The 24,519-nt window shown below is 47.0% G+C and carries 22 protein-coding genes and 1 tRNA gene; 16 read left to right on the top strand and 7 right to left on the bottom strand.

Annotation, left to right across the window (positions count from 1 at the left end; all coding sequences use genetic code 11):
* Positions 1–498 precede the first annotated feature (498 nt).
* Both NC796_RS18555 and NC796_RS18550 read right to left on the bottom strand, forming a co-directional pair.
* A complete protein-coding gene (locus NC796_RS18555) occupies positions 499–2,055 on the bottom strand; it encodes an alpha-N-arabinofuranosidase (RefSeq protein ID WP_310686595.1) in 1,557 nt (518 codons plus the stop codon).
* 53 nt (positions 2,056–2,108) lie between these two features.
* Entirely contained in the window at positions 2,109–3,155 is a 1,047-nt protein-coding gene (locus NC796_RS18550) for an aldose epimerase family protein (RefSeq protein ID WP_310686594.1), read from the bottom strand.
* 454 nt (positions 3,156–3,609) lie between these two features.
* Here NC796_RS18550 and NC796_RS18545 point away from each other — a divergent pair, with 454 nt between their 5' ends.
* The 7 genes from NC796_RS18545 to NC796_RS18515 all read left to right on the top strand — a co-directional run bounded on the left by NC796_RS18545 (position 3,610) and on the right by NC796_RS18515 (position 10,091).
* A complete protein-coding gene (locus NC796_RS18545; RefSeq protein ID WP_310686592.1) occupies positions 3,610–4,110 on the top strand; it encodes a TIGR00725 family protein in 501 nt (166 codons plus the stop codon).
* A 351-nt stretch (positions 4,111–4,461) separates the two neighbouring features.
* Entirely contained in the window at positions 4,462–4,839 is a 378-nt protein-coding gene (locus NC796_RS18540) for a BlaI/MecI/CopY family transcriptional regulator (protein WP_310686590.1), read from the top strand.
* 2 nt (positions 4,840–4,841) lie between these two features.
* The gene (locus tag NC796_RS18535) at positions 4,842–6,791 is read left to right on the top strand and encodes a TonB family protein (protein ID WP_310686588.1); all 1,950 of its coding nucleotides are present in this window, start codon (positions 4,842–4,844) and stop codon (positions 6,789–6,791) included.
* 36 nt (positions 6,792–6,827) lie between these two features.
* Positions 6,828–8,090 (top strand): M56 family metallopeptidase, encoded by a 1,263-nt coding sequence (locus NC796_RS18530; protein ID WP_310686587.1) that lies wholly within the window; start codon positions 6,828–6,830, stop codon positions 8,088–8,090.
* A 123-nt stretch (positions 8,091–8,213) separates the two neighbouring features.
* Positions 8,214–8,888 carry a CDP-alcohol phosphatidyltransferase family protein gene (locus NC796_RS18525; RefSeq protein WP_310686586.1) on the top strand — a complete coding sequence of 225 codons (675 nt, stop codon included), beginning with the start codon at positions 8,214–8,216 and terminating at the stop codon, positions 8,886–8,888.
* Between the two features lie 60 nt (positions 8,889–8,948).
* Positions 8,949–9,131, top strand: coding sequence for a PspC domain-containing protein (locus NC796_RS18520; protein ID WP_310686585.1), 183 nt, complete (start codon positions 8,949–8,951; stop codon positions 9,129–9,131).
* A 102-nt stretch (positions 9,132–9,233) separates the two neighbouring features.
* Positions 9,234–10,091 carry a hypothetical protein gene (locus NC796_RS18515; protein WP_310686584.1) on the top strand — a complete coding sequence of 286 codons (858 nt, stop codon included), beginning with the start codon at positions 9,234–9,236 and terminating at the stop codon, positions 10,089–10,091.
* 128 nt (positions 10,092–10,219) lie between these two features.
* Here NC796_RS18515 and NC796_RS18510 read toward each other — a convergent pair whose 3' ends face one another.
* The 3 genes from NC796_RS18510 to NC796_RS18500 all read right to left on the bottom strand — a co-directional run bounded on the left by NC796_RS18510 (position 10,220) and on the right by NC796_RS18500 (position 13,454).
* Positions 10,220–11,089: an SDR family oxidoreductase gene (locus tag NC796_RS18510; protein WP_310686582.1), complete on the bottom strand. Its 870-nt coding sequence runs from the start codon at positions 11,087–11,089 to the stop codon at positions 10,220–10,222.
* 35 nt (positions 11,090–11,124) lie between these two features.
* Positions 11,125–12,459, bottom strand: coding sequence for a PhoH family protein (locus tag NC796_RS18505; protein WP_310686580.1), 1,335 nt, complete (start codon positions 12,457–12,459; stop codon positions 11,125–11,127).
* Positions 12,460–12,668: 209 nt separating this feature from the next.
* Positions 12,669–13,454, bottom strand: a complete 786-nt coding sequence (locus NC796_RS18500; protein ID WP_310686579.1) for an RNA methyltransferase — start codon at positions 13,452–13,454, stop codon at positions 12,669–12,671.
* Between the two features lie 192 nt (positions 13,455–13,646).
* On the opposite strand from NC796_RS18500, the gene NC796_RS18495 reads away from it, so the two are divergent.
* Together NC796_RS18495 and NC796_RS18490 are read left to right on the top strand one after the other, a co-directional pair.
* Positions 13,647–14,993 (top strand): polysaccharide deacetylase family protein, encoded by a 1,347-nt coding sequence (locus NC796_RS18495; protein ID WP_310686577.1) that lies wholly within the window; start codon positions 13,647–13,649, stop codon positions 14,991–14,993.
* A gap of 76 nt (positions 14,994–15,069) precedes the next feature.
* On the top strand, positions 15,070–16,605 hold the full coding sequence (locus NC796_RS18490) for an aldehyde dehydrogenase family protein (protein ID WP_310686576.1): 1,536 nt from the start codon (positions 15,070–15,072) through the stop codon (positions 16,603–16,605).
* Between the two features lie 53 nt (positions 16,606–16,658).
* Here the strand turns inward: NC796_RS18490 and NC796_RS18485 are convergent, their stop codons facing one another.
* Together NC796_RS18485 and NC796_RS18480 are read right to left on the bottom strand one after the other, a co-directional pair.
* A complete protein-coding gene (locus NC796_RS18485; protein WP_310686575.1) occupies positions 16,659–17,567 on the bottom strand; it encodes a DUF3078 domain-containing protein in 909 nt (302 codons plus the stop codon).
* A gap of 54 nt (positions 17,568–17,621) precedes the next feature.
* Positions 17,622–18,128: a phosphoribosyltransferase family protein gene (locus tag NC796_RS18480; protein ID WP_310686574.1), complete on the bottom strand. Its 507-nt coding sequence runs from the start codon at positions 18,126–18,128 to the stop codon at positions 17,622–17,624.
* 160 nt (positions 18,129–18,288) lie between these two features.
* Between NC796_RS18480 and NC796_RS18475 the strand changes: the two genes are divergently transcribed.
* From NC796_RS18475 to NC796_RS18445, 7 genes are all read left to right on the top strand, one after another.
* On the top strand, positions 18,289–18,579 hold the full coding sequence (locus tag NC796_RS18475; protein ID WP_310686572.1) for a YtxH domain-containing protein: 291 nt from the start codon (positions 18,289–18,291) through the stop codon (positions 18,577–18,579).
* Positions 18,580–18,582: 3 nt separating this feature from the next.
* Positions 18,583–19,779, top strand: a complete 1,197-nt coding sequence (locus NC796_RS18470) for a DUF2851 family protein (protein ID WP_310686570.1) — start codon at positions 18,583–18,585, stop codon at positions 19,777–19,779.
* A 47-nt stretch (positions 19,780–19,826) separates the two neighbouring features.
* A tRNA-Gln gene (locus NC796_RS18465) sits at positions 19,827–19,897 on the top strand.
* An 82-nt stretch (positions 19,898–19,979) separates the two neighbouring features.
* Complete coding sequence (locus tag NC796_RS18460; protein WP_310686569.1) at positions 19,980–20,912, top strand: ribose-phosphate pyrophosphokinase; 933 nt, start codon at positions 19,980–19,982, stop codon at positions 20,910–20,912.
* A 17-nt stretch (positions 20,913–20,929) separates the two neighbouring features.
* Positions 20,930–21,637 (top strand): 50S ribosomal protein L25, encoded by a 708-nt coding sequence (locus NC796_RS18455; protein ID WP_310686567.1) that lies wholly within the window; start codon positions 20,930–20,932, stop codon positions 21,635–21,637.
* Positions 21,638–21,677: 40 nt separating this feature from the next.
* The gene (pth, locus tag NC796_RS18450) at positions 21,678–22,235 is read left to right on the top strand and encodes an aminoacyl-tRNA hydrolase (RefSeq protein ID WP_310686566.1); all 558 of its coding nucleotides are present in this window, start codon (positions 21,678–21,680) and stop codon (positions 22,233–22,235) included.
* Positions 22,236–22,272: 37 nt separating this feature from the next.
* Positions 22,273–24,459 carry a sodium-translocating pyrophosphatase gene (locus tag NC796_RS18445; RefSeq protein ID WP_310686564.1) on the top strand — a complete coding sequence of 729 codons (2,187 nt, stop codon included), beginning with the start codon at positions 22,273–22,275 and terminating at the stop codon, positions 24,457–24,459.
* Positions 24,460–24,519: the final 60 nt, after the last annotated feature.

Below are 24,519 nucleotides of genomic sequence, written 5' to 3'. Positions count from 1 at the left end.
CAATGCCGTCGTCTGCAAGTTGCTGTATCGGGTGTTTGCGGTGATCAAACGAGGGACTCCTTACGTGAAAATCTATCAACATCAGATAACCGAATCTTCTTGACTAAGTCTTAGAATACCAAAAAAGCCGCCAAAGAATCCCAGATATTATTCTCTCCTGCTTATTAATATCCAACTGCTTTGGAACATCTGTAGCTTTTTCAATTACTCCCTGCAGGGATTCTCCGGACTCAGAAGACCTTGTTAATTTCTTATTTTAAAAACCTATCAAATAAACTCTTTGTAGGACAAGAAAAAAAACGAAGCATTTTGACTGACGAGATATTAAAAAAGAAAAGCCTTTAGGCCCACCTTCAGACCTTTGACATTCTGACTTTCGACTAAACTTTCAACACCTCAACAGTTCAACGAAACGCTACAACTTTCTGAGTATACCCTAATAAAAAAGCCGGACCAACCATTTCGGTTCATCCGGCTTATATAAAGGTAATACGGACCTCACTCCAGCCCGAGAACTACGATTGATCTGGGTGGAAGTGTCATCGTCAACGTTCCGTCTTCCAAGGTCGCATCCTCAAAAGAGACCGGTGATACATTATCCGGATCTTCAAACGTATTGATAGAATTGACGCTATCAGCCGTCAACAGGCGTCCAGGGATTACATCATCAACATCCGTCCCCCGCAGGTCGAACGCCACCTCTTGCGACTCACTGGCATGGGTGTTGCTCGCCGTGATATGGATTACGCCGTCATCATCCCGAGAAACAGTGGTACTGACAGACGGGATACTTTCCCCATTGTGGCTATATTCAGTCGACTCAACATCGATCGGCAAAAGCATGGCGTTTTGGTGAACTTTATACATATGGAAGACGTGGTACGTAGGTGTCTTGATCATCTGCTCCCCATCTGTCAGGATCATGGCCTGCAACACATTCACAGTTTGTGCGATATTAGCGATACGCACGCGGTCGGCATGTGAGTTCAGAATATCCAGGCTCAGGGAAGCGATCAGTGCATCGCGCATGGAATTCTGTTGTTCAAGAAAACCGGGAGTTGATCCGGGCAGCGGGTCGGTCCATACGCCCCACTCATCTACTGCAAGGGCCACTCGTTGTTCGGGATCAAACTTGTCCATCCGGTTGTCATGCCCTTCGATGAAGCGGTCCAGCTCAAGGGAGGCCTGCAAACCGTCGAAATAAAGGTCTTCTCCAAAACCGGTTGAAGGTCCTTTATTGCCCCAGCTGGGACCTGGAATGGTGTAGTAGTGAAGAGAGATAGCATCCATCATCCAGTGGGCTTCTCTCATGACCGTTTCGGTCCAGTCATACTCATCATTCGACCAACCGCTGGCGATTTTGTAGAGCTCATTGCCGCTGTAGTCCTTGGCATAAGTTTGGTAACGGCGATAGAGATCAGCATAGTAGTCAGCCGTCATATTTCCGCCGCATCCCCAGCTCTCATTTCCGATACCAAAGAACTTGATATCCCAGGGTTCTTCGCGGCCATTTTTGCGGCGGAGGTTTGCCAGTTCACTGTCACCGTCAAAGGTCATGTACTCGATCCAGTCCTGCATCTCGGCGGGTGTACCGCTCCCCACGTTGGCAGAGATGTAGGGTTCAGCACCCAGCAGTTCCGTCAGCCGAAGGAACTCATGTGTTCCAAAGCTGTTATCCTCGATCACCATCCCCCAGTGCGTATTCACCGTCTTGGGGCGCTCCGAACGCGGGCCAATGCCATCGCGCCAGTCATACTCATCAGCAAAGCAGCCGCCCGGCCACCGGATATTCGGAATCTCAAGCTCCTGCAATGCCTTTAGCACGTCGGTACGATATCCTTCGGTGTTGGGAATATCGGAATCTTCTCCCACCCAGATACCGCCGTAGATTCCTCGACCCAGGTGTTCGGAAAACTGACCGTAAATATGCTCACTAATCTCGTATTCCGCCTGATCGGCATTCACAATCACCCTGTTTTCCTGGCTCTGTGCGACGGCTGTTTGGCTACCGCTGTATGCACAAAAGAGGAACAGTACAAATAGTATTCGTTTCATAACTACTTGAGTTTTTGATTAAAAAATAGGTTTAATCGGTTGTTTATCACCACTTACTGCTGGCGTACAGAAAATTTGTAAATGGTAGTTGTTTGGTAGGTCTCATCCGGCTGCAAAATGGTGGATGGGAACGCGGATTCATTGGGAGAGTTGGGATAGTGCTGGGTCTCCAGGCAGAACGCCGCGTGCTGTACGAAAGACGTTCCATCCGGCCCCTGCAGGCTACCATCCAGGAAATTACCGGTGTAAAACTGTATTCCCGGCTCCATCGTAAATACCTGCATCTCGCGTTGCGTTTCCGGATCGTACACCGTTGCTACGCTTCGAAGGGAATCTTGTGGCCCGTTGAGCACAAAATTGTGATCGTATCCCCCCTCTACCTGCTCAATTCGTGATCCAATAGCATGCGGTTCGGTAAAGTCAAATGGCGTTCCCTCTACCGGGGCTATTTCCCCCGTAGGAATAAGTTCGTCATTAACCGGCGTGTATAGATCGGCACTGAGAGTCAGCATGTGATCCAAAATCTGTGTAGACGGATCGCCCGAAAGGTTAAAATAGCTGTGGTTGGTCAGATTGACCGGAGTCGCCTTGTCAGTGGTGGCGTGATAGTCGATTTTCAGCTCGTTCTCATCCGTCAAGGTGTAGGTCACCTCCACCTGCAGGTTTCCGGGATAGCCCTCTTCCCCATCTTCGCTGAGATAGCTCAGCTTGAGCGAGCCGTCTGCAATTTCAGCATCCCAAAGCCTTTTGTCGAACCCTTGCTCGCCACCGTGCAGATGGTTATTTCCATCGTTGGTTGCGAGCTCATACGTGGTGCCGTCAAGGGTAAACTCTCCACCTGCAATACGGTTACCGTACCGGCCGATTAACGCCCCGAAATAGGGATGGCCGGACAAGTATTTGTCGAGGGAATCAAATCCCAAGACCACATTCTCAACGTTCCCATCCGCATCAGGAACCCTGATCGCGGTTACAATTCCGCCGTAGTTAATGATATCTACTTCAGCATTATTGCTGTTGGTAAGGGTAAACTCATGCACCTCCCGGCCGTCTTCCAACGTACCGAAAAGCTGTTGCGTAATAGAATAAGAATCACTCATATTTGTATTTGAATCAGTGTTTTTTTTATTCGTGCAAGCTGTAATGAGTAGTGAATATACGAGAACTGCCAATAATCCCTGATGCAAAATAGAACTGGTATAGTTGAAGGTGTTCATATTGTGTGCCATAGAAAAAGATTTTTTGTGATAATGAATGCCAGTCCATCCGGACTGTTTTTCCCAAAGTATTATAAATAAATGTTGACATAATATTTCAGTGTTCCCACCCACTGTGCCATATTTACCACGTAATTATCGGCTGGTGAATACCCGAAGAGTAAAAGTGTATAATTAACATTTATTATACAAATAATAATCCTGTCACTCATGGATTAACCTGCCACACTGTGTCGCAGGACTATTTTCCCAGTGTGCTGGCCATTTTCATTTGCATAAATAAAGAAAATTTTAGCATTTAGTATTATAGCAATCAGGCATCAATCAATCATCAAATATGGCTAAGATTATTGTGGGAGTCATGGGACCGGGCAGTGCATCGGAAGAGACACTGGCAACAGCAGAAAAACTCGGGCAACTTATAGCCGAACAGGGCTGGATTTTGCTTACGGGTGGACGCAACGCCGGGGTGATGGATGCCACCTCCAGAGGCGCTAAAGAGTCCGGTGGATTGACTGTTGGCATTTTACCAACCGGTGACCGCTCCGGGATGTCTCCGAATGTGGATATTCCTATCGTCACCGATGTGGGAAGTGCCCGTAACAACATTAATGTTCTCAGTTCAGAAATTGTAATCGCTTGCGGCGTAGGTATGGGGACCATTTCGGAAGTTTTACTGGCAGCTAAAGCGGGCAAGTACGTGATTTTGCTGCATCAAACGAGCTCTTCCAAGGCTTTCCTGGAAGAATTCAGTTCTCCGCGTATCCATTTTGTTTTTACGGCGGAGGAAGCGATTACTTTGGCTAAGGAACTGTTGCAAAGACAAAGTAACAATTGAGATTTATGATTTAACCTCAATTCGATGAAGACTCTCATTGTAAGGGATTCAACGACTATCGAGAGCCGATTCCGCCTTATCGATAGCGCGGTAATTAATTCCCGCGCAAGTGATAGGCCATAAACCACGACTGTCGCCGCGCCTCATGTATTCTAGGGCCTGTTAGCAAGTTATGCTATATAATTCTTATATAGCTGAGGTTATTCAAGAATATTAGAACTATTGCGCTCATTTCTATACCCTCTTTTACCAATCTTTTCTAAGGAAAAGTCAATGATGGACTTGAAATTAATTTTAATACTATTATATTAGTATTAGTTCACTAGTAAATAAGACAAAACTTCTTGACCCATGAAAAAATCACTGACACCACTTGGAGAAACTGAAATGGAAGTACTACACCACGTTTGGGAGCTGGAGGAGGCGGCCGTCAAACAAGTGCAGGCACGTATCCTGGAAACCCGGGACGTAGCTTACACCACTATTATGACAGTAATGAAGAACCTGGCCGACAAAGGATACCTGAAGTATCGGAAAGAGGGCGTCACCTATGTGTATAGTCCTGCCCAGGAACCGGAGTCGGTGCAGTCCAGCTTAATAAAGGATCTGGTTTCCAAGGTTTTCAAAGGCTCCCCCATGGAGCTGGTCCAAACGCTCGTCAACAGCGAAGAGCTATCTGACGAGGAACGTAAAGAGATCAAGAATATGATCGACAAATTGGAGGACTAGCGATGATTGAACTCTCCGACATACTACAAGAAATTGGCCAGATGAGTTTGAGCGCCTTTTGGTTTCCACTGCTCATCTGGAGCGCCTGTGCACTGTTGATTCACCTGGTACTAAAATGGATGCAGAATAGAGACGTACTCTACCACTACCACTTGCGCGTAGCCCTTGTGGCCGGCATTCCGCTCGGCATCTGTGCCTCTGGCCTTGTTGGAGTGGCAGCCGACTTTTTCAGCTCAGCGCGACCAACTACGCTTATTACTTTACAGAACCCAATTACAGTGACTCCGGCACAGGAGACGGTTACCGCTTCTGTCAACTGGGGCGATCCCTACCTGTGGATTGGGATGGTGACCTCGGTAATCCTGGCTGTGGGCCTGTTTCAACTCGGCCGCATGCTTTGGGGATATTACCAGATTTCAAATTATGCCGCCAAACTAACCACCATGAATCTTCGGGAAATGAAGCTTGCCCAAGGAGAGCAAGAGAACTTCCTAAAGGATATCAAATCAGATATTCATCTTGCATTTTCGGAGCAGTCTGAAGTTCCGTTTACTTTTGGGTGGAATCGTCCCGTAATAGTAATTCCCGCTTTCCTGCAAAAAGATCCTCACAAACTTCGAATGGCTGTACGCCACGAACTCATGCACATCAAACGGGGCGATTTTTTGGTCAATGGCTTTGTCATTGCGATGAAGTCGCTGTTATGGTTCCACCCGCTGATCCATTATTTCGAGAACGAGATACGCGAATACCGGGAGATTTCCTGCGACTCCGAAGTACTGACCGATCGCACGATTTCCCGCAAACAATACGCCCAGCTACTCTTTGAACTCGCCCCCAGGAAAGAGACCTACGCAGGGGGCATCGTCAGTATGTCTGTAAATAAATCCACACTTCAAAAGCGCATCAAGACTATGAAAACACTCGCAAACAACAACCGACCCGTCACCAGAAGTCTAATTGTGAGCCTTGTTCTGCTGACCGCCATTTCCGGGGTTATTGCCTGCAGCGACCTCCAGGAAGGTGGGATAACCAATACTGAGTTAAACCAGGCCCAAGCTGATATGCAAAATTTGGAAGAAGGGAGCCAGCCACTTTACATCATAAGAGAAGATACCGACCTGGACGGAACCTTCGACACTGAAGAACAGATTTCCGGGGAGGAAGGCCAAAAAATCAGTCGTATAAAAAGTGAATACATAAAAAATATTCATGTCTATAAAGGTGAGCAGGCTGTCCAAAAATTTGGTCCCAAAGGATCAAATGGAGTTGTAGTTATCGGTTTGTTAGACAAAAAGAAAGCATTCTCAGACCTGAAATCCCCCGGGGAGGCTCAGCAGCAACAGAAGCCGGAGAACGAATTTTTTGTTGTTGTAGAACAGATGCCCGAACTCAAAGGCGGCCTGCAAGCACTCCAACAGTGCATTCAATATCCTGAGCAAGCACGTAAAGCGGGTATCGAAGGTCGCGTGATTGTACAATTTATCGTGGATGAACAGGGACGGGTTGATAATCCAACAGTAGTTCGCGGAATCGGTGGGGGAGCCGATGAAGAGTCGTTACGCTGTGTAAAACAGATGGAGTTTGAACCCGGAAAACAGCGTGGAAATCCTGTTCGTGTTCAGTACTCGCTGCCCGTAACCTTTAAATTACCGGGCTCTATCTCTGAAGAATCTTCATCAGCATATGTAGAACAACCCAAGGCAGAAGGGCAAATGATGGCTCTACAAAATTTTACTGAAACAGAGAATGGAATAACCGGGAAGCTCGTAGACAAAGAGACTGGAGAGCCGATAGCTGGTGTAAATATCGTAGTAAAAGGCACATCAACTGGAACCTCAACCAATCGTAATGGCGAGTTCTCCCTGGAAGGCATTCCAGAAGGCGGTCAGGAAATAACTATCTCACACGTCCGGTATGACATGCTTACAATGAAACTGAACAAAGAATAGTCCAGAGCGTATTTCATATCAAAAACCGGGATAACAATGCCATTTTTAGAAAGCATAGGAAATGCCAGCTTGGGCGCTTTCTATTTCCCCATAGTCATCTGGTCTGTGTTGGCACTTTTGGTTTGGTCCGCGGTAAAACGTACCCGCCAGCGTGATCCGCTTTTCCAGTATTACTTCCGGATCGCAATTATGGCAGGACTTCCTGCGGGTCTTTTAATCACTAACTTTGTCGGTCCTTTACTTGTGGAAAGTTCCACAGTGACCGGCATAACACTGCCAAAAATCCCCATTGCCAACCACCAGTTGATTCCTGTTCCCACCTCAGCACCAGCGGCCATATCTCCGGTCTGGAGTTCCCTATTCCCCTGGCTGGGTATCGGCACGCTGGTCGTGGGAACTATTTCGCTTCTCAAATTAGTCATTCTTTGGCGTTCATATTCGGAATTACATGCATTCATAAGAGACACCCGAACTTATCATCTCCCTGAGATTGACAACAAATTGCCCGAACTCGATTATGATGTTGTCATCGGGTTTTCACAACGAGTTGCTACTCCATTCACTTATGGTTGGAACAGCCCGGCAGTCATCTTGCCAATTCAGTTGAAAAATCAGCCTCAACGGTTACGAACAATATTGCAACATGAGCTTGTCCATATTCAGCGGGCCGATTTTCTCCTCAACGCCTTTGTCCAGGTTTTGAAATCTCTGTGTTGGTTCCACCCGCTGATCCACCGGCTTGCCAATGAAGTTGCCTGCTACCGGGAAATGTCCTGCGATCGAGAAGTGCTCTCATCTCATCCAATTACAGCCAAACAATACGCACAGCTTCTCTATGACATGTGTTCTACTGCAGGCCGATCCACTATCCCCGCGGTCCCTATGGCTTCGGAATATTCACACCTTAAAAAGCGAATCGATTTTATGAAAAGAGATAACATCAGCAGTTTTTCGTACCCAAAAAGTATTGCATTGAACCTCACTATTCTTATCGTTTTAGCCGGTATTATCGGATGCACAGAGCTACAATCGCCCGCTACTACCGCAAGTAAAATTGCCAACATAAATCCCCATAATCCAAATGTATATATCGGTCCAAACAACCATATCTCTGTAAATAACACCGAAGTGACCCTCTCTGAGTTTAATACATTTCTGCAAGAAAATTCACTAGAAGAGATCGGAGTCATTACTTTGGCGGTCCACGAAGATGCCCATTTTGGCATGGTTACTGATGTGGAAAAAAACATGAGGGAAAGAGGAACACTACGCATAAACTATAGAAGCGTAACGAACTAAATTTTAAATAGTTCTCTCAATTTCAGTATTTAAGGTGGAGCTTACATTGCTCCGCCTTTTTTATTTTAGTTAGCTTTACCACATATTGAGAAGGCATTGACATCAATATCATAATAGCCTGAAGTGAAAATATCAGCATATGGAGTGCACGTTTTAACAGCTGTCGGGGCTGCGCTGGGATTGTGGTCAATCATTTTAATTTATGACGGCTACTATCAACATGCGCTGTGGGTATTAGCACTTTCTGTGTTCATAGACTCCATCGACGGCACGCTAGCTCGTGCATTTGACATAACGAAAGAAGCCCCCAAAATCGATGGGGCATTGATGGATAATATTATCGATTTTGTTACCTGGACTATAGCTCCGCTTTTTTGGGCTTATGCTGCCATGCTTATTCCTCTTTGGGTAGTCATGATCTGTGCCATATGCAGCATCCTGGGGTTTTCTAATACACGTGCCAAAACATCCGATGATTTTTTCCTGGGCTTTCCCTCCTACTGGAATATCGTGGTGTTGTATCTTTTCCTGCTCGACCTTCCCCTTACATTCTCTTCCGCAGTTTTACTACTGTTTGCCGCCGCTACACTCATACCTGTCAAGTTTATTTACCCAACAAAAACGGTTCACTTTAAAACACTTACGATCCTGCTGGGATCCCTGTTTTTCCTGCAGCTGCTGTTACTGCTGTATCTTTTCGACGAATCACCCCCACTGTTGATCTACAGCTCTTTTTTATTCCCGGTTTATTATTTTGGATTATCTTTCTACCTGAACGTAAAAAAAGTTGAAACATAACCTTACATTGTGCGTAAGGCAGAGAACAACGGCTTAAAAATAATTAATGATTATCTTCTTATGGGAGCACGATTATCAAAATCCAGAACAGATAAAATGATTGCCGGTGTTTGCGGCGGAATTGCTGAATACCTCGGATGGGATCCAACTATAGTGCGGATCATTTTTGTAGTACTTACCATCATGGGTTGGGGCAGTCCCGTTCTGCTTTATTTTATCCTGGCACTCGTCATGCCCGACTAAATTTGGAGATGCAATATCCCTAACCTAAACCCATCTAGTTGAAATTCAACAGGTATTTGCTGATAATAGCTCAAGTTATGTCTTGGATTAGCTAATACCATCATGAAAATTGGAATTATTGGGAGTGCAGATCGTGCTGTTGCATGGGAAAAAAACATGGGGCAACACCCCTCTGTTAATGAAGTCGTGATTGCACAAGCACTGGATGGCATCGGCAAAGTGGACGCATGCGTTATCATCGATGATTCCGAATCCAATCTCGATTCTCTCTTAAAAGCTGTTAAGCGCGGGTATCACAGCTTTTTGGTTTCCCGTCTTCCCCGTGATACGGCAAAGGTCAAAAACATATATCACGCATCTGAAGAAGCAAATGTGGTTGTTCAATTTAGCCACTGGCCTTCTCTTGCCCCCGCCTCAAAATGGATGTTTTCGAAAGTTCAGAAACCCAAATTTATCCAGGTTGTCAGGGAAGTCGAACACACCGACTTTATGGAACGTGACAATGATTTCAGCTACTATTGGATCGATGAACTGGCCCTGTGCATGCAGTGGATTGATGGTGTTATCCACACTACGGAAGTAAATCAGACAAACAGGGTGGCAAATGAAGGAGGAGCAATCCACCTTTTCCTGCGCTTCAACAATGCTGCCACGGCAAATATCTATGTAACTACTGTTGCAAACCGCAGCAATCACAAACGCACGGCCTCTGATGCCTCCACAATATTAGACTGCGACGTACTGGGCCAAAGCGTTCGCGCTGGACAAGCCAACGACGGGGGGCACCTATTTTTCAAGAAAAAATTATTTGATGCATCCAGGTCCGCCGAGCTTGCAGCCACACAATTTCTTAAGGCTGTCCAGCTTAACAGACCTACCCCGTTTGGTGCCTACGAACTGCTTCAAACCTTAAAGGTAGCCGATCAAATCAACAAGAAACTGGTTACGCAGGGATATTAAAGTTCAGGTTATCCATGGGAGTTGGCGATGAGGACAATAACCTTAATAGAATACACCCCGTTACAAATATTTGCAGAAAAGATATAGTTAAGTAACTTGCTTACAAGTCGTTTATATGGTACGAAAGGCTAATCCCCATTCTTTCCGGATTCAGACTTCATGCGGGCAAAAAATGCCTTTAGTTGTTCCCTCGGAGCCAGCTGGTCGATAAAGTTAAACTGCCCGGCAGCTAGGCTTTCTCCCCCGTCGATTGTGACGCATTCCCCAGTTATATATTCGGCCATATCAGACATCAGGAAAGCGGCTAAGTTGGCCAGTTCTTCGTGATTTCCATATCGTTTTGCCGGTATCTTAGAAAGAAATTTTTCCTCCATCTCCTCCTCGGGTAGTAATCTTGACCACGCTCCTTCCGTTGGGAAAGGGCCCGGAGCTACGGCATTCAGCCTGATTCCATACGTCGCCCATTCATAGGCCAGCGACCTCGTCATCGCCAGCACACCTGCTTTGCCACATGCGGAGGGAAGGACAAAAGCCGATCCGCTGGATTCCGCATATGTCGTTACGATATTGAGCACATTCCCCTTCTTGTCATTATCAATCAGGTAGTTTCCAAAAGCATGCGTACAGTTGAATGAGCCATGAAGCACAATATCGACTACGGATTTGAAGCCACCGGGCGTCAAGTCCTCGGATGCAGCAAGAAAATTGCCCGCAGCGTTGTTTACAAGTCCTGCCATATCTCCAAAATCCCCAATGATGGAATGAACCATCTCCCCAACCCGGTCATGATCCCGCACATCGGCTACGTAATAACGAACCTGCCCGGAACCTTGGTCATCAATCTGTTCGGTGGCCGTTTTCAGCTTCTCTTCCGTGCGACCACAAATAGCGATATTAGCTCCAAGAGATGCAAACTTCTGGGCCATACTCAGCCCCAGGCCGCTTCCCCCACCGGTAATTAGAATGGTCTGATCCTCCAACGTATCCGTTGTGAACATACTTCGCCTCCCAAATCCGTAATGTGGATTATTAACTACAACAGTTTACTTGCCAGATTCGCCAGCTCGGAGCGCTCCCCTTTCTCAAGGTTGATATGAGCATACAGGTCGTTGTTGTGCATGCGATCCACCAGGAATGAAAGCCCGTTGCTCTGCGTGTCCAGGTAGGGCGTGTCGATCTGGAAGATATCACCGGTAAAAATAATTTTGGTGTTTTCACCGGCTCTGGTAATGATGGTTTTCACCTCGTGCGGGGTCAGATTTTGGGCTTCATCCACAATAAAAATCACATTGGAAAGACTTCGCCCGCGAATATACGCCAGCGGCACGATGCGCAGCTTCTCGGTCTCCACCATCTCTTCAATTCGCTTATACTCTTTGCTGTTCTCGGGGAATTGATTTTTAATGAAACTCAGATTGTCCCAGAGCGGCTGCATGTAAGGATCGATCTTCGATTTGATATCACCCGGTAGATAGCCGATGTCGTTGTTGCTCAAAGGCACAATCGGCCGTGCCATGTAGATCTGCTTGAAATTTCGTCGCTGTTCCATGGCACCAGCCAGGGCCAGCAGTGTTTTCCCGGTTCCGGCAGCTCCCGTAATGGTGGTTAGCAGTATTTCAGGATCCAGGATCGCCTGGAGGGCGAATGTCTGTTCCGCATTCCGCGGTTTAACCCCGTAAGCTGACGTCTTGCGGACCGGTTCGATCTGGTCGGTTCGCGAATTATAAAACCCAAGGGCAGAACTGGAATGGTTTTTCAGTATGTAAAAATGATTGCTCACCGGCTGTTCATCAACCACCTTCTGGGGATTAAGCTTCCCTTCATTATAAAACTCATTAATCACCTCCGAATCATTGTACTTAACTTCGGTCTTTCCCTTGTACAGGTGATCAATATCCTTGACCCGGACAGTCTCGTAATCTTCGGCAGGTATATTCAAGGCACGCGCCTTGATACGCAGGTTGATGTCTTTTGAAACCAGAATCACATCTTTCCCCGGTTCATTCTCCATCAGTTTGAGCGTGGAGTTCAGAATGCGGTGGTCATTCTTCTTATTGCCAAACACCTCGGAGGCGTCAACCTCACTGTCCTCATTGTTCAACACCCGCAGCTTTCCGTGTGATTGACCATTGAGCGGTGTCCACTCCTGCAGCATGTTTTTGTCGGATATTTTATCCAGGTAGCGGATGAATTCCCGTGCATGAAGGTTGATCACATTGTTTCCCTTCTTAAATGTGTCGAGCTCTTCAAGAACTGTGATCGGGATAGCAATATCGTTTTTCTGGAAGTTTTTTACAGCGTCGTAATCGTAGAGGAGAACAGAGGTGTCGAGGACGAAGATTTTGTCCTTTTTCTTAGCTCTTGCCATATGATACAGAGGTTTAGTTATTTAAAGAACGTCATAGATGATAGCTGAACCTATTCGAACTATACCTAAATGGCAGAATAGAATCAATCCTGAGGATATTTTTATTAAAAATTTAATCTCTTACCGGTCGAAGGTTGGAAGGTCGAAGGTCTAAAGGTTGGAGGTATATGCTATTTGGTCCACAGGGAATTGCACATCTATTCCACTATTTATCCTGCTAAAGCATAAAGAGCTATAGAGAGTGCGATAGAGGCGTTTAGACTCTCAACTTTTAGCTTTTCAGCAGGCGATGGTATTTCAATTTTCCGGCGGTTGGTCCCTTGCAATAGAGATGCATCAATACCATTGGCTTCATTACCAATCACAAGGACCGTCTTAGCGGGCGTATCCAAAGCACGCAAATTTTCAGCGCCCGTGGAAGCGTCAAGTAACAAAATCTGCCATCTCCGCTCGGCAAAATCGTTGAGCGTGTACTGAAGGTCCACGTTTGCAAAAGGAAGCGCTCCAGTAGTGCCTGCCGTGCTGCGTACCACTTTGGGATTAAAAAGATCTACGGTTCCCTTGCCCAACAGCAGCCCGATAGCATCGAACCAGGCCGCCGTACGAACAATTGTGCCCAGATTTCCCGGGTCCTGGATACGATCGGTGGCTACAATCACCCCATCGTTTTTTGCCAGTTCATCAAGATCTGCTTCCTGCGGCATTTGGCAAAGGGCGAGTATCCCCTGCGGATTTTGCGTATCGGCAAGTTCAAGGAATGTGTCCGTATCCACCGCTACACTCGATAAGCCAGCGACTCTTTCACTCCATCTTGAATTTTGCCACAGCGCGCTGCGTTCGTCGAAAAACAGGCCTTCAATCATGAGAATTCCATTCTCGATCACCTGCTCTACAGCCCGCTCTCCCTCCACCAGGAACAGCTGCTCCTTCTCTCGATACTTCTTCTGCTGGAGTTTTCGAAGTAGCTTGCGCTGCCGGTTTGAAATCGAATCCATTGAATATTGCATATTTCGTTATAAATGTGACGGGTCAGGATTATACGAAATACAGAGCATGCAAAAAATGTTGAAAGGTTTCATTAATTAACCTGGACAAATAGAAATACCTTGGATCGTTCAGATCGGTTTGAGATAAATCACGAATATGAATAACCTGAAACTGTTTTGATCTTCAAAAATCTTAGTGTCATGATTCACAAAACAATACTTTTCCTGGTTTCCATTTCGCTCATACTACCTGCAACAGATTTTCAAACACAGGTTGGACATACCGAGATCACAAAATGGCAGTATGGCAAAAAAGCGGCGGTTTCACTCACCTATGATGACAGTACAATTAACCAGTTTCGCGTTGCACTGCCGCTGATGAATGAGCGGGGATTTCCAGGCACATTTTACATTGTTACGGGCGCCATCCCCGGTTCAGAATATGAGCCAAAGTTCGTGGGTCGCCCCGTAGAGGAAATTATTGCAGAAACAGCCCAAATTCCGACTAATAAAGAAAATTTTTATGAGCGGGCATCAGCAATCCGATTTCTTGGTTATGAAGGGACCTACCGGTACCACAATGAGGCGGCCGGTTTTTATGGAAATGGAGAATTACAAAAAGCATATGATATCATTGACGAGGGATTCAGGAAAGTTCGGAATGGGGAGTTTGAACCGAGCAATGGCTACCATGATGAGTTGTACAATGTGCTGGCAATCGAAGACCCCAGCGTTGACCTGATTACCTGGGATAAGCTCCAAAAATATGCCCAGCAGGACCACGAATTCGGAAGCCACACAATCCTTCACCCCTGGCTGGCCGTCATGGATTCGGCTAACATTCGATATGAATTGGAAAAAAGCCGGCTTGACATTCTAAACCATCTTGGGCCTGGGCATACATTCTCAGCAGAATGCCCCTTTGGTACTGAAGATGAGCGGGTAATGAAATACGCACACAAAATCTTTCCCGCCCTCAGAAATCGCATGCCGCATCCCTGGCTGGCAGAGCTCAATCGTGCCAGTGATATTGATCCGCGCACTCCTGAAAAAGAATATGTACAGTGGCAACGGGGCCCTTTGTCCGATACACCTGTGAAAAAGATGAAATCATGGATAGACACATCGTTGGAAAAAGATAACATCTGGCTGGTATTGGTTTTTCACGGCATCGAAGGCGTAGGCTGGGAACCTCTCAGTAAGGATAAGTTGAAAGAGTATTTTGACTACATAAAAAAGCATGAAGAGCAGCTTTGGGTGGCTACCTTCAAGGATGTGACAAAGTACCACCGAGAGCGGATGAATGCCGATATTAAGAGCAAGCGATCCGGACAAACAGTTACGATCAATCTTACCCACTCTCTTGACCGTGCACTCTACCGGCTGCCCCTCACCCTAAAAACGTATGTGCCCGAAAAATGGAAAGCAGCCCAGGTAAAACAGGAGGGCCAAACGCAGGGTATTGAAATCCAGGAGGATGAGAAAGGAGCTTTTATTCAGTACCAGGCACAACCAAACAGCGGCTCGATTATTATTACTGAACAATAGGAATGATTTGAAATCGCGTTACTATTCTTAACTTTATAGCTAATATTAAACACGATAAAACAAGTTAGAGAACGCCATGGAGTTTCTCAGAAAATTAGGTATTGAGGGAACAAATCACGGTACCAGCACAGGACAGGAATCGCTGGGCGATGGCAGCCAGCAGATGATTGAGAGTGCCACACCCATTGATGGCAGCCATATTGCCGAAGTCAGCGTGACGACTCGTGAACAATATGACCAAGTAGTAACTACCGCCCAGGATGCTTTTAATGAGTGGAGAGAGACCCCCGCGCCCAAACGAGGAGAAATTGTCCGACAGATTGGTCTGAAACTGCGCGAGCACAAAGAGGATCTCGGCAAACTGGTAACCTATGAGATGGGCAAAATCCTCCAGGAGGGCCTCGGAGAAGTGCAGGAAATGATTGACATCTGTGATTTTGCGGTTGGCCAGTCGCGGCAACTTTATGGTAAAACGATGCAGTCTGAGCGCCCACAACACCGCATGTATGAACAGTGGCATCCCCTGGGACCAACAGGCATTATCACAGCGTTTAATTTCCCGGTGGCCGTTTGGTCCTGGAACGCCATGATTGCTGCCGTCTGTGGCGATGTGATGATCTGGAAACCGTCCGAAAAAGTACCCCTTTGTGCCGTGGCGGTCCAGAATATTGTAAGTGAAGTATTAAGAGAAAATGATCTGCCGGAGGGCATTTTCAACCTGGTGACCGGAGATAAAGAGGTTGGCGAATGGATGACCAATGATGAACGGCTGCCCCTCATTTCGGCGACGGGCTCCATCCGGATGGGCAAGCAGGTGGCACAGACCGTGGGTGCGCGGCTGGGCAAAACGATCCTGGAGCTTGGTGGAAATAACGCGATCATTGTCTCTGAAAACGCAGACCTGGAAATGGCTGCCAGAGCAACGGTATTCGGGTCAGTAGGCACTTGTGGGCAACGCTGCACCACCACACGGCGGCTGATTGTACAGGATACTATTTTTGAGGATTTCAAAAATCGACTGGTCCAGCTCTATAAAGGGGTTAAAATCGGCAACCCGCTAAATGATGATACACTGGTGGGCCCCTTGGTTGACGGAAAAGCGGCCGAGAGTATGCAACAGGCCTTGACTGAGGTTCAGGATTCTGGTGGAGAACTGGTATATGGCGGGGAACTGCTGGAAGGAAACAACCTGGAGGTTGAGGGCGGTCATTATGTGCAACCTGCCATCGTTGTTGCAAAGCATGATTACCCCATCGTACAGGAAGAGACCTTTGCCCCGATTCTCTACCTCATCAAATACAGTGATCTGGATGAAGCGATAGCCATGCATAACAGCGTGCGCCAGGGATTGAGTTCTGCAATGTTCACCCTAAACCTGCGAGAGGCCGAGACCTTCTTAAGTACCCGTGGCTCCGACTGTGGCATCGCCAATATCAATGTGGGTACGAGTGGGGCAGAAATCGGCGGGGCATTCGGTGGCGAAAAAGAGACCGGCGGTGGACGGGAGTCAGGTTCCGACGCCTGGAAAGCCTACATGCGCCGACAAACGAATACCATCAACTGGGGCAAGGAGATGCCGCTGGCCCAGGGTATCGAATTTGACGTAGATTAGAAGTGCACAGGGCGTAAAGAAAAACTTATTAGCGTCGGATCAGTATAAGACTTTCAAAGGAAACTATATGAAAAGCCAACCGACAGCACCTGCTTTAGCTGTACTTCCCTGGAAAAGTCTTCATCATATACCAAGACAAATTGAAAGGATGTATTCAGATAATCATTAATTTTCCCGACAACCTCATTTGAAAAGTTAATATCTGTTTTTCGGACCGATTCCTTAAGGTTCGTGAATGTTTCAACAGTACTTACCAAACGAACGTTACTCACTATTTTCTTTTCGAAATTGAAAATCAGTGAGTACCCGGGCTCAAACCGAAACTTTTCTCTCGGCTCAAGTCCATAGCGCTCCGAAAGTGTGGTATCTCGAACAATCGTCTCTTTCATTGCCAAACCCGCTTCGGCACTAAAATACTCGGCGGGATGAAAGCCGAGGCCAAGCACCTGAGAAAGATAGGCAGGTGCCATAAATCTGGAGAGGAGTAGTTTGGGATCCTTGTTGTAATCGTATCCTTTATCAAACTGGGTGGTAAAATTAATATTCCCAAAAATGTTAAACCGCTCATCCTTGAACAGGTAACTGAACTTGTTGGCCAAAGCAATTTTATCATCAGTTTTTCTCGTTCCTTCTCCCTCGATGCGGGCTTGACCATATCTAAAATTTGTTACCAGTTGATAGCCAAATTGGTTTCGTCTGTATTTCAAATTAAATAGCGTGGAAGCAGTCATACTTATGGTGTTCACCCCACCCTGGCTCCAGTTCCGGTATGTGGCCTGAGACCCGTTTAAGCCTCCAACCCACTCAAAATGCCAACCATTGGTGGTATCCTGCAAGATTATGTCACTTTCCGCTGAAGTTGCATAGATCATATCTACATAATCCTGGTCACTCTGGGCATATCCTGTAATTGCAGCGAGAGAAAGGAGAAACACCGTCAGCAGTACGTACTTAGCATACATGAACTTTTACTCCAAAATTGAGTTGTTTAACTGATCTTATTAAATAACAGTTGGTTAGCCGAGCTCGAGCACTACCTTTTCGAGTTCGTCCTGGCTGGTAATGACCGAAACATGCTCTTTCAGCTTGGTGGAAAGTTCCAAGCCAACAAATTGAGCCTGTATGGGAAATGTACGGTGCCCGCGGTCCACCAGCACAGCCGTGTGGATTTCATTAAACGCAGCGAGATCATATACATTGTTTAGCGCGGTGAACATTGTCTGGCCGGAAAAAATCACATCGTCTACAACCAACGGATAGGCTGACTTGATCAACTCAGCCGATACTTTCTCCTCGCTAAGAGGTTCTGACCTGTCGAGCTGAGCAATCGGAAATTCACGATCATAAATTTCAGCAAGATATTCCTGCAACTGCCTGGCCACCAAAAAGCCTCGGCGTTCAATACCCAAAAGACAGATATCACGATCTTTTCGGTTGTCTTCCGATATTTGGTATGCCATTCGTTTAAGTGTGCGCTTCACACGCTCACGATCCATATATACCAACTCCGAACTATCAGTCATAACTAGAACTTATCCTTAAAAATTAGGCTCGAAAATAAAGATTTATCATTAGTTTTACGAGTACTAAAAAGAAGAAAATGGGCGTTAATAGTTTAGAAAACGGAGCAAGGTTTCTTAAATTTCAATTATCATTCTACAATAAAGACGAGAGGTATTCGCTATGGGCAAACATTCAAATATCAGTTTACTAATAGTTGCTGCCGGTTCATTCATCGGCGGAGTTGGTGTGGGGATTTTTATCGCAACTGATCGTGGTAAAAAAACCCGGCAGTGGGTTTCCAGCCATGCGTCAGATTTTTCCAGATGGGTAGATGACAAAAAGAATGTTACCCTGGAAAAGAGCAGTGACCAATTACATAAAATTCGAAACCGCATGGAAAAGAGCTACAAGAATACCGTCCCCGACCTGTACGAAGCCACTGAACATATCGATTTCGATTCCTCTATCTAGGGGATGAAAGATCTGGATAAGAAATACCACGAGAGACTGCTTCACTGGATCTGGGAATCCCTGTACTTTGAACTGAATGGCCTGGAGACCACCTGTGGTAAACCGATCACTATTTGGGACGAAGGTGAGCTAAACCATTCCGACGGCCCTGACTTTAAAAATGTTCGACTTCAAATCGGTGACCTGCAGTGGCACGGGGATATAGAGTTTCACTGGTCTATTACTGAATGGAACAGCCATAAACACAACACTGACCCTGGCTACAACCAAGTTGTTCTGCATGTGGTATATCATGATCCCGGAAATAAAACCGTGCGCCGAGAGGATGGCTCCACACCCTTTACCCTTCACCTGGGTCCATACCTGCCGGCGAACCTGGAAAAGTTGCTTTTTGCCTTCAACCAAACCGACGAACTACCGTGTTCCGGGCATATCAAGTATATCTCCCAAGAGGCTATTGAACAGCAATTTGAGCATGCTCAGTGCGAATACTTTGAAACCAAGGTCGACTTTCTACTCCGGTTTTATGATCCCTCACTCCCCACGCCGGCAGCCTGGAAACGAGTGTTCACCTTAGGCCTTTTCGACGGGCTGGGGATTTCATTAAATCGCGAACCGATGCTCAAGATGGGAAAACAGCTTTGGAGTCGCATTCATGACCAAGAAAAATCCCCCGGTTCTGTCCAGGAACTGCAGGCCCGGGCACTTCAGCTGGGCGGCTTTCATGAGAAGTCCCCGGCCGTTGTAGCCTGGAACCATAAGGGCTGCCGTCCGACCAATCATCCTGAGCTGCGGCTAAAACAAGCTGTCACCCTTCTATGGCACGTATTCCACCAACCGCTGAATCACTGGTATTCCGATGACCCAAAAAACCTGTGGAGTGACCTACTCAAAAAAAATAATACTAAAACCGGTATCGGCCGGGAGCGAAATGATATTTTATTCGGTATTGTGTTTCTGCCAGCGCTCTGGCTACTCGGTAACCTGTTTCATAAAAAGGATCTAAAACAGGCTTCTTTCCAACACTGGATGAATCATCACGCACAACTTCCTTCATCCCTGTTTAAACTTTTCGCACACTCTGATATTCCCTCTGAGCTATATGAACAACGGTTAGGGGCTGTCCACCAACTTAAACACTATTGCAGACCCCGCAGGTGCAATCAATGCAAAGTATTAAAAGAGATAATTTCTTCTTGATTCCAAATAGGTAAATTCATATCATCTGAATCTCTTGAAAACGACATTGCCCGGTCGTCTAATGGCAGGACAGCGGTTTTTGGTACCGTCAGTGGGGGTTCGAGTCCTCCCCGGGCAACAAACTAGATCGAAACTCTTTGAAAGGATGACTGTAAAGCCATCCTTTTCTTTTATTTTGAACCACTGATTGCATAGCCTCGTTGGATACACCTCTAGCCATATTTGCCGGCCGCAGTAACCTGGCGCTAGCTCGGGCTATTGCCGAACATTATGGCACATCACTTGGAGAAGTAACAATCAAGCCGTTTTCGGATGGCGAGCTCTATGTGAAGTATGAACAGAGTATCCGTGGAGAGGATATTTTTGTGGTTCAATCCACGCCCCCACCGGGCGACAATATTATTGAATTATTGATGATGCTCGATGCGGCAAAGCGGGCTTCGGCCAAGAGGGTCACAGCCGTGATCCCCTATTTTGGCTATGCCAGGCAGGATCGCAAGGACCGCCCACGGGTTTCCATCGCTTCAAAGCTGATGGCCAACCTGCTGAGCGAGGCCGGCGCCGACCGTGTTTTGACTATGGATCTTCACGCAGCCCAAATTCAGGGCTTTTTTGATATCCCGATGGATCACTTGTACGCGAGCAGGCTTTTTATCGATCATTTTAAGGAGAATCCGATCGAAAACCTGGTTGTTGTTGCACCGGATGTCGGAAGCCTGAAGATGTCGCGCTCGTATGCGAAACGCATTGGGGCAAGGCTTGCCTTTATTGATAAACGAAGACCCAAAGCCAATGTAGCCGAAGTGATGAATATTGTCGGCGAAGTGGAAAATAAAAATGTATTGATTGTTGATGACCTGATCGATACTGCCGGCACGTTGACAAATGCCGCAGCGGCATTAAAGGAACGAGGAGCTTTAAATATAATCGCTACGTGTACGCATCCCATTTTGTCAGGGCCCGCGTACCAGCGCATTGATGATTCACCTATTGATGAGTTATTGGTTACCGATACGGTTCCGCTTCAACGCCCCTCGGACAAAATCCGGGTTCTGAGCGTAGCGGGTATTTTTGCTGAAGCGATACAGCGTATCCATACCAATGACAGCATTAGTGTTCTATTTGATGACTAAATTCAATTGTTAAAATTATGATAACGCCAAAAGTAGTTACCCTAGAAGGAAAAGTAAGAGAAACCGGACGTAAGGTGGCAGATGCCCTTCGCGATTCTATGAGAGTCCCCGCCGTCCTCTACGGACCGGAAGTTGAAGAGAATGTTCACTTCTCTGTTGATGAACTTGAGCTTGAAAAAATTCTTTCAAAACGAAAACGTCAGATCATCGAGCTTGAAATCGATGGCACGACGTATAAAACACTGCTTAAGACCACTGATTTTCACCCGGTATCTGACCGTGCGGTACACGCCGACTTCTATGTGCTGGATGATGACCACAAGGTGACTCTCAGCGTGCCTGTCAGCCTTACCGGGAGCGCGATCGGGGTTACCGATGGCGGCGGCCGCGTATTTCAACCACTGCACATCCTGCGAATCCGCACCTATCCCGACCAGATTCCAGGGGAATACACGATTGATATTTCGGAACTGGCGATTGGGGATTCGGTCCACGTTGGCGATCTAGACCTCGAAGGCCTTGAAGCCCTCGAAGAGGCCAGCAGGACGATCGTAACAATCGTACCTCCAAAATCCGAAGCTCTGCTCACTTCTACACTTGTTACCGAAGAAGAACCAGAAGAAGAGCTCGAAGAAGGAGAAGAGCCTGTTGAAGGTGAACTCGAAGAAGGAGAAGAGCCGGCAGAAGGCGAAGAAGAGGAAGGCGACGAAGAAGCGCCAGAATAACATTTCCTTCTTCTCAAAAAATTAATTATATAATGACCCCATGCCTGTAATTGTTGGCTTAGGCAATCCCGGCAGGAAATATGTCGGCACCCGCCACAATATCGGGTATGAGGTCATTGATTTATTGGCGGAGAAATTATCTGTCAAACTTGGGCCTGGCAAGGGCCCTTTTTATATCGGGGATGTGCGTTATCACGGCGAAAAGCTGCTACTGGTCAAGCCGACTACATACATGAACAGAAGCGGTGATGCTGTTCAGCAGGTGCTTAACTGGTATAAACTCGATGCCGCAGATTGCTTGGTATGCTATGACGACCTGAATCTTCCGGTGGGGAAAATACGGATGCGACCAAAGGGGAGTGCAGGCGGACACAACGGGATTAAAGATATCATAAAAAAACTAGGGACTGATGGGTTTCCACGTCTGAGAATTGGTATTGGGAATGACTTTATGGACGGGAACCAGGTAGATTTTGTCCTCTCCAAATTTTCTAAAAGTGAACAAAAAGAGATTGATCAGACATTACATCACGCCTGTGAAGCCGCTTTTGCCTTTGTGGATCACGGGATTGATACCGCGATGAATGATTACAATTAATCTATAACTCTAACTTTCAGAAACCTAAACCCTTCACATGACTACACTAATCACCTACTTAGTTCTTGCAGCCGGGGTTATTGCGCTGCTGTATACCGCCCTGAAATCCTCATGGGTCGGCAAGCAAGAACCCGGAACCGCCAAAATGTCAAAAATAAGCGAACACATACAGCGGGGGGCAATGGCTTTTTTAAAAGCAGAATACAAAGTGCTTTCCATCTTTGTTATCTGCGTGGCCATCCTGCTGGGCATCACGGCCAATTCACAAACATCGCACTGGTTAATATCCGTGTCGTTTGTGGTAGGCGCTTTATGTTCAGGATTAGCCGGTTTTATCGGTATGCGGGTGGCAACAAAGGCTAATGTTCGTACAACCCATGCTGCCCGAACTGGTTTGGGGCAAGGACTTAATATTGCATTTGCCGGTGGTTCCGTTATGGGTCTCGGTGTAGTGGGGCTCGGTGTTCTTGGTCTCGGTGTCTTGTTCCTGATCTTTAGTGATATGTTTGGTACGGGTACTGCTGCTGATGTTAACAAGGTTCTGGCAGTCGTTACCGGCTTTTCATTCGGTGCTTCCTCCATTGCCCTTTTTGCTCGTGTGGGCGGCGGCATCTATACCAAGGCCGCTGATGTTGGGGCCGACCTTGTAGGAAAAGTAGAAGCGGGAATCCCTGAAGATCACCCGTTGAACCCCGCCACTATTGCGGATAATGTCGGTGACAATGTAGGTGATGTTGCAGGAATGGGTGCCGATCTTTTTGAATCATACGTAGGTTCAATCATTGGTACCATGGTTTTGGGCGCTGCTTTCATGGCAAACCCGGAATGGGCCGATAATTTTAGTGGCCTTTCTGCTGTACTTCTGCCGCTTGTACTGGCCGGCACGGGGATTCTAACCTCTATCTTGGGAACATTTTTTGTTCGAGTTAAAGAGGGTGGCAATCCGCAATCGGCCCTGAATATTGGTGAATTTATTTCCGCGGCCGTTATGCTGGTTGCCTCCTGGATACTGATCCACTGGATGCTGCCCGCAAGCTGGACGTTCAACGGAATTGAATACACGCCGAGCGGTGTGTTCTGGGCTACGATTTTTGGTCTTGCGGCCGGGCTGCTCATCGGGCTTATCACTGAACACTACACCGGGACCGGAACCAAGCCTGTAATCTCTATCGTAAAGCAGTCGGTCACCGGTTCTGCAACAAATATTATTGCCGGTGTTGGCGTAGGTCTGATGTCAACAGCAATCCCGATTATTATTATTGCGGCCTCCATTATTGGTGCCTACCACTTTGCAGGCCTCTATGGAATTGCAATTGCCGCTGTAGGAATGCTCTCCAACACCGGAATTCAGCTGGCCGTTGACGCATACGGTCCGATCTCTGACAACGCCGGTGGTATTGCCGAAATGTCTGAACTCCCCAGTGAGGTACGCGAACGCACCGACAAGCTGGATGCGGTTGGAAACACCACGGCCGCCATTGGTAAAGGATTTGCGATTGGATCCGCAGCTCTGACAGCCCTGGCTCTCTTTGCAGCATTTATTACCTCTTATAATGCTACGCACGATGTTGCCCTTTCGGGTATCGACGTGACCGAGCCCACTGTCATGGCGGCACTCTTTATTGGCGCGATGCTCCCTTTCTTGTTCTCTGCTTTATCGATGAAAGCTGTGGGACGAGCCGCGATGTCGATGATTGAGGAAGTCCGCCGCCAGTTCAACGATATTCCCGAGCTTCGCGCCGGGCTCGATGCCATGAATAAAAATAAAGGCATCAAGCTCGAAAACTGGTCTGCAGAAGATCGCAAGACGTTTGAAGCTGCGGAAGGAAAGGCTGAATATGAAAAATGTGTGGCTATTTCGACTACGGCTTCCATCCGTGAGATGGTGGCACCGGGCGTGCTTGCTGTTGTGGTGCCTGTTGCCTTTGGATTCATTGGTGGGCCAGAAATGCTCGGTGGACTGCTGGCTGGTGTAACCTCTGCCGGTGTACTGATGGCGCTGTTTCAATCCAACGCTGGTGGTGCCTGGGATAATGCCAAGAAAATGATTGAGGAAGGATTTGAGTATAATGGCCAAAAGCTTGGCAAGGGCTCCGATGCTCACAAAGCATCCGTCGTTGGAGACACAGTAGGCGACCCCTTCAAAGATACCTCGGGACCTTCACTCAATATTCTCATTAAGCTGATGTCGGTCGTAGCACTGGTAATTGCTACCATGATCTAAAACGACATCGTAGTATTTCTAAGGAGCCTCGCTGCTTAATCACAGTGAGGCTTTTTTATT

The organism is Aliifodinibius sp. S!AR15-10, assembly GCF_031569985.1.
In the GTDB taxonomy this organism is placed as follows: Bacteria; Bacteroidota; Rhodothermia; order Balneolales; family Balneolaceae; genus JAMQKA01.
Note: the sequence above shows the minus strand (reverse complement) of the source record. Positions and strands in the feature narration are given on the sequence as shown.